A 4,688-nucleotide genomic window follows, 5' to 3' on the forward strand; every position below is an offset into this window, starting at 1 on the left:
GCAGCTGGGCTGGCCGCTACCTGCGCGCGGCTGCTGACCCGGCGCCGGGGGCGGGTGTACGGCAGCCGGGTGACGGTGCTCGCGGGCAGCGGGGACAACGGGGGTGACGCCCTGTACGCCGGGGCCGCGCTGGCCCGGCGCGGGGCGCGGGTGACGGCGGTGCTGCTGGCGCCGGAGAAGGCGCACCCGGGCGGGCTGGCCGCGCTGCGGGCCGCCGGCGGACGGGTGACGGCGGAGCAGGACGTCGGCCTGGCCGACTTCTCGCGCGCGGACCTGGTGCTGGACGGCATCGTCGGCATCGGCGGCCGGGGCGGACTGCGCCCGCGGGCCCTGCCGTACGCGCGGACCCCGCGGGCCGGGATCGTGGTGGCGGTGGACCTGCCGAGCGGGGTGGAGGCCGACACCGGCGAGGTGCCGGGCGCCGCGCTGCGCGCCGACGTCACGGTCTGCTTCGGCACGTACAAGCCCGGGCTGCTGGTCGACCCGGGGGCCTCGTACGCGGGCGCGCTGCAGCTGGTCGGCATCGGGCTGGAGCTGCCGGAGCCCGAGATGACGGCCCTGCAGCACACGGACGTGGCGGCGCTGCTGCCGGTGCCCGGCGCGGAGAGCGACAAGTACCGGCGCGGCGTGGTCGGGGTGGCGGCGGGCTCGGCGACCTACCCGGGGGCGGCGCTGCTGGCGGTGGCCGGGGCGCTGCACGGCGGCGCGGGCGCCGTCCGGTACGTGGGCACGGCGGCCGACGAGGTGGTGCGGCGCTTCCCGGAGGCGCTGGTCACCGAGGGCGGGCCGGCCGGGGCCGGGCGGGTGCAGGCCTGGGTGGTCGGGCCGGGCGGCGGCGAGGGGGCGCGGCAGGCGCTGACCGAGGCGCTGGCGGCCGACGTCCCGGTGCTGGTGGACGCGGACGGGCTGACCGAACTGGGCCGGCTGGGCCCGGACGCGCTGGCCGGCCGCACGGCGCCCACCCTGCTCACCCCGCACACCGGCGAGGCCGCCCGGCTGCTCGCGGGCATCGGGGGCGGTACGCCGCCGGCCGCCGACGACCTCGCCGCGGCCCGGCTGACCACCGCCCGCCGACTGGCGGCCGGCTACCGCGCGACGGTGCTGCTGAAGGGCTCCACCACGGTGGTCGCCGACCCGGGCGGGGCCGTCCGGGTGAACCCCACCGGCACCTCCTGGCTGGCCACCGCGGGCAGCGGCGACGTCCTGGCCGGGCTGGCCGGCTCCCTGCTGGCGGCCGGACTCGCACCGCTGGACGCCGCCTCGGTGGCCGCCTACCTGCACGGCTTGGCCGGCCGCGAGGCGGCGGGCCGGCCGGGCGCCCCGACCACGGCGCTCGCGGTGGCCGACGCGCTGCCGGCGGTCTGGCGGGCGGTCCGCGGGGGACGGCCGACGGAACCGGAACGTCCGGTCACCGCGTCCTGAACGGGGTGAACGGGCGGTCCGCCGCACGTCGGAGCGGCGTAGGGGTCCGCCGTGCCGACGGGCCGTTCGGCGAGGACTCCGGGACGTCTGGGAGACTGACCCTGATGACAACTGCGAACACGACCGGCACAGCCACCCGCACCGACGGCCTGCGGGCCGAGGCCACGATCGATCTCGCCGCCCTGCGCGGCAACCTCGTCACGCTGCGCGAGCGCGTCGGCAGCGCGTCGGTGATGCTCGCGGTCAAGGCGAACGCCTACGGCCACGGCGCGGTCGAGTGCGCCCGCGAGGCGGTCGCGAACGGGGTCGGCTGGCTCGGCTGCGCGACGCCGGACGAGGCGCTGGCGCTGCGGGCCGCGGGCATCCGCCCGGAGCAGGCCCGCATCCTGTGCTGGCTGTGGACGCCGGGCGGCCCGTGGCGCGAGGCGCTGCGCGCGGACCTGGACATCTCGGTCAGCGGCCAGTGGGCGCTGGACGAGCTGCTGCCCGCCGTGCGCGAGACCGGCATCCCGGCCCGGGTGCACCTGAAGGCCGACACCGGCCTCGGCCGCAACGGCTGCCAGCCGCACGACTGGCCGCGGCTGGTGGCCGCCGCCCGCCGGGCCGAGGCGGAGGGGCTGCTGACGGTCGTCGGCGTCTGGTCGCACTTCGCCGCGGCGGACGAGCCCGGTCACCCGTCGATCCAGGCCCAGCTGGACTCCTACCGCGCCGCGCTGGCCGCGGCCGAGGCCGCCGGGCTGCGCCCCGAGGTCCGGCACCTGGCGAACTCCCCGGCCACCCTGCTGCTGCCCGAGTCGCACTTCGACCTGGTCCGCTCCGGCCTGGCCGCGTACGGGCTGTCGCCGGTGCCCGAGGTGGGCTCGCCGGCCGACTTCGGGCTGCGCCCGGTGATGGCGCTGACCGCGCGGCTGGCACTGGTCAAGCACGTCCCCGGCGGGCACGGGGTCAGCTACGGCCACCACTACACGACGCCCGGCGAGACGACCCTGGGCCTGGTCCCGCTCGGCTACGGCGACGGCATCCCCCGGCACGCCAGCGGTACCGGCCCGGTGCAGATCGACGGCAAGTGGCGCACAGTGGCCGGCCGGGTCGCGATGGACCAGTTCGTGGTGGACCTCGGCGGCGACACCCCGGCGATCGGCGACGAGGTGCTGCTGTTCGGCAACGGCGACCGCGGCGAGCCCACCGCCGAGGACTGGGCCCGCGCCTGCGGCACCATCTCCTACGAGATCATCACCCGGATCGGCGCCCGGGTGCCCCGCCGCTACCTGGGCGGCAGCCACGCCGGGGGCCCGTCGGCATGACCGACGCACCCGCCGAGGGCAGCCCGGTCGCGGCGGTCGCCAAGGCGGCCGGCGTCGCCTCCGGGGTGAGCCGGGCGGGTCTGATCGGCATCTCGGTCGGCGTCCTGGCGGCCGGGGCGGCCGCGGGCGTCGCGGTGGAGCGGCTGACCGTCGGACGGGCGACGCGCCGCCGGGCCCGGGCCGAGCTGGACGCGAACGCGCCGTACGGCTCGCTGCGCGGCCGTCCGCGGACGGTGGCCGCGCCGGACGGCACCGAGCTGTACGTGGAGCTGGACGGCACCGGCTGGGACGAGCCGGACGGGGAGCGGGCGGGCGGCGGCCCCGAACCGCTGACCGTGGTGTTCTGCCACGGCTACTGCCTCAACCAGGACAGCTGGCACTTCCAGCGGGCCGCGCTGCGCGAGGGCATGCGACTGGTCTTCTGGGACCAGCGCAGCCACGGCCGCTCCGAGCGTTCCCGCTCGTACCTGGCGGGCGAGCCGGCCGGCATCGACCAGTTGGGCGGCGACCTCAAGGCGGTGATCGACGCCGTCGCCCCGACCGGGCCGCTGGTGCTGGTGGGCCACTCGATGGGCGGCATGACGGTGATGGCGCTGGCCGACCAGCACCCGGAGCTGTTCCGCGAGCGCGTGGCCGGGGTGGCGCTGATCGGCACCCTCGCCGGGGACTGGAACGAGGTCAGCCTCGGCCTGCCGAGGGCCGGCGCGAAGCTGTTCAAGAAGGTCGCGCCCGGGGTGGTGAAGCTGCTGGGCCGCCAGGTCGACCTGGTCGAGGCGACCAGGCGGCTGGGTTCGGACGTGGCCGCCGTGTTCTACCGGAGGTTCTCCTTCGGCGGCCGGGACGTCGACCCCGGTGTGGTGCGCTTCGCCGAGCAACTGCTGGACGCCACCCCGATCGACGTGGTCGCCGAGTTCTACCCGGTGTTCGGCGCGCACGAGAAGTACGAGGCGCTGGCCGCCCTGCGCGGCCTGCCGGCGCTGGTGATGGCCGGGACGAAGGACCTGCTGACGCCCTCGACGCACAGCGAGGCGATGGCCGAGCGGCTGCCCGGGGCCGAGCTGGTGCTGGCCGAGGGCGCCGGGCACCTGGTGATGCTGGAGCGCCCGGAATCGGTCGACCACGAGCTGGCCCGGCTGCTGCGCCGGGCCGCCGCCTTCGCCGGGGCCGCGCCGCTGCCCGCGGGCGTCCTCGACCTGGCCGGGGCGCGGGCCGCGGAGGCCGTCGTCGACCCGGCGTGATCCCGGGGAGCGCCCCGCCGGTCCGTCGGCGGGCCCGCTCGCGGCACCGGGGCGCGGTCATGTGGCACGGTAAGCGGTGGCGGCCGGTGGTCGGTGCGCCGATACGGACCGAAGGGCAAGACACGCGCATGGGCTCGCACGCCACTCTCACCGTCCCCACGCCGGAGCGGATGGGCCGGCTCGGCCGGGAGCTGGCCGCGCTGCTGCGGCCGGGCGACCTGGTGCTGCTCTCTGGCGAACTGGGGGCGGGGAAGACCACGCTGACCCGGGGGCTGGGGGAGGGGCTGCAGGTCCGCGGCGCGGTGACCTCGCCGACCTTCGTGATCGCCCGGGTGCACCCGTCGCTGGTCGGCGGCCCGGCGCTGGTGCACGTGGACGCGTACCGGCTGGGCGGGGACCTGGACGAGATGGAGGACCTCGACCTGGACGTCTCGCTGCCCGAGTCGGTGGTCGTGGTCGAGTGGGGCGAGGGCAAGGTCGAGCGGCTGTCCGAGGACCGCCTGGAGGTCCGGATCGAGCGCGCCATCGGCGGCACCGCGGCCGAGGACGACCAGGACCCGCGCCGGGTGGTGCTGACCGGCATCGGCCCGCGCTGGGCGGACGCGGCACTGGCGGACCTGGGCTAGGGCCAATGCCGGTGACTTTGTGGTCCATGCCTCGTTGGTCGTGGTGTGGCGAGGGTGGGGCAGGTCAAGTCGCCTGCGGGTGAGCGGTTGTCGGACCG

General features: G+C 77.4%; 4 protein-coding genes. All 4 read left to right on the forward strand.

Annotation, left to right across the window (positions count from 1 at the left end; translation table 11 throughout):
• Positions 1–1,422: NAD(P)H-hydrate dehydratase (locus AB0E96_RS38310; protein ID WP_359831037.1), on the forward strand; the 1,422-nt coding region annotated here is incomplete at its 5' end.
• Between the two features lie 104 nt (positions 1,423–1,526).
• Entirely contained in the window at positions 1,527–2,726 is a 1,200-nt protein-coding gene (gene alr / locus AB0E96_RS38315; RefSeq protein ID WP_359831039.1) for an alanine racemase, read from the forward strand.
• Positions 2,723–3,964 carry an alpha/beta hydrolase gene (locus tag AB0E96_RS38320; RefSeq protein WP_359831040.1) on the forward strand — a complete coding sequence of 414 codons (1,242 nt, stop codon included), beginning with the start codon at positions 2,723–2,725 and terminating at the stop codon, positions 3,962–3,964. Before alr ends, AB0E96_RS38320 begins: the two co-directional genes overlap by 4 nt.
• Before the next feature lie 128 nt (positions 3,965–4,092).
• On the forward strand, positions 4,093–4,590 hold the full coding sequence (tsaE, locus tag AB0E96_RS38325; protein ID WP_359831042.1) for a tRNA (adenosine(37)-N6)-threonylcarbamoyltransferase complex ATPase subunit type 1 TsaE: 498 nt from the start codon (positions 4,093–4,095) through the stop codon (positions 4,588–4,590).
• Positions 4,591–4,688: the final 98 nt, after the last annotated feature.

Source organism: Kitasatospora sp. NPDC036755 (assembly GCF_040636595.1).
Lineage (GTDB): Bacteria > Actinomycetota > Actinomycetes > Streptomycetales > Streptomycetaceae > Kitasatospora.

Coding starts and splice junctions, on each gene's coding strand:
- alr (WP_359831039.1), top strand. CDS start 1,527: ATGACAACTGCGAACACGACCGGCACAGCCACCCGCACCGACGGCCTG.
- AB0E96_RS38320 (WP_359831040.1), top strand. CDS start 2,723: ATGACCGACGCACCCGCCGAGGGCAGCCCGGTCGCGGCGGTCGCCAAG.
- tsaE (WP_359831042.1), top strand. CDS start 4,093: ATGGGCTCGCACGCCACTCTCACCGTCCCCACGCCGGAGCGGATGGGC.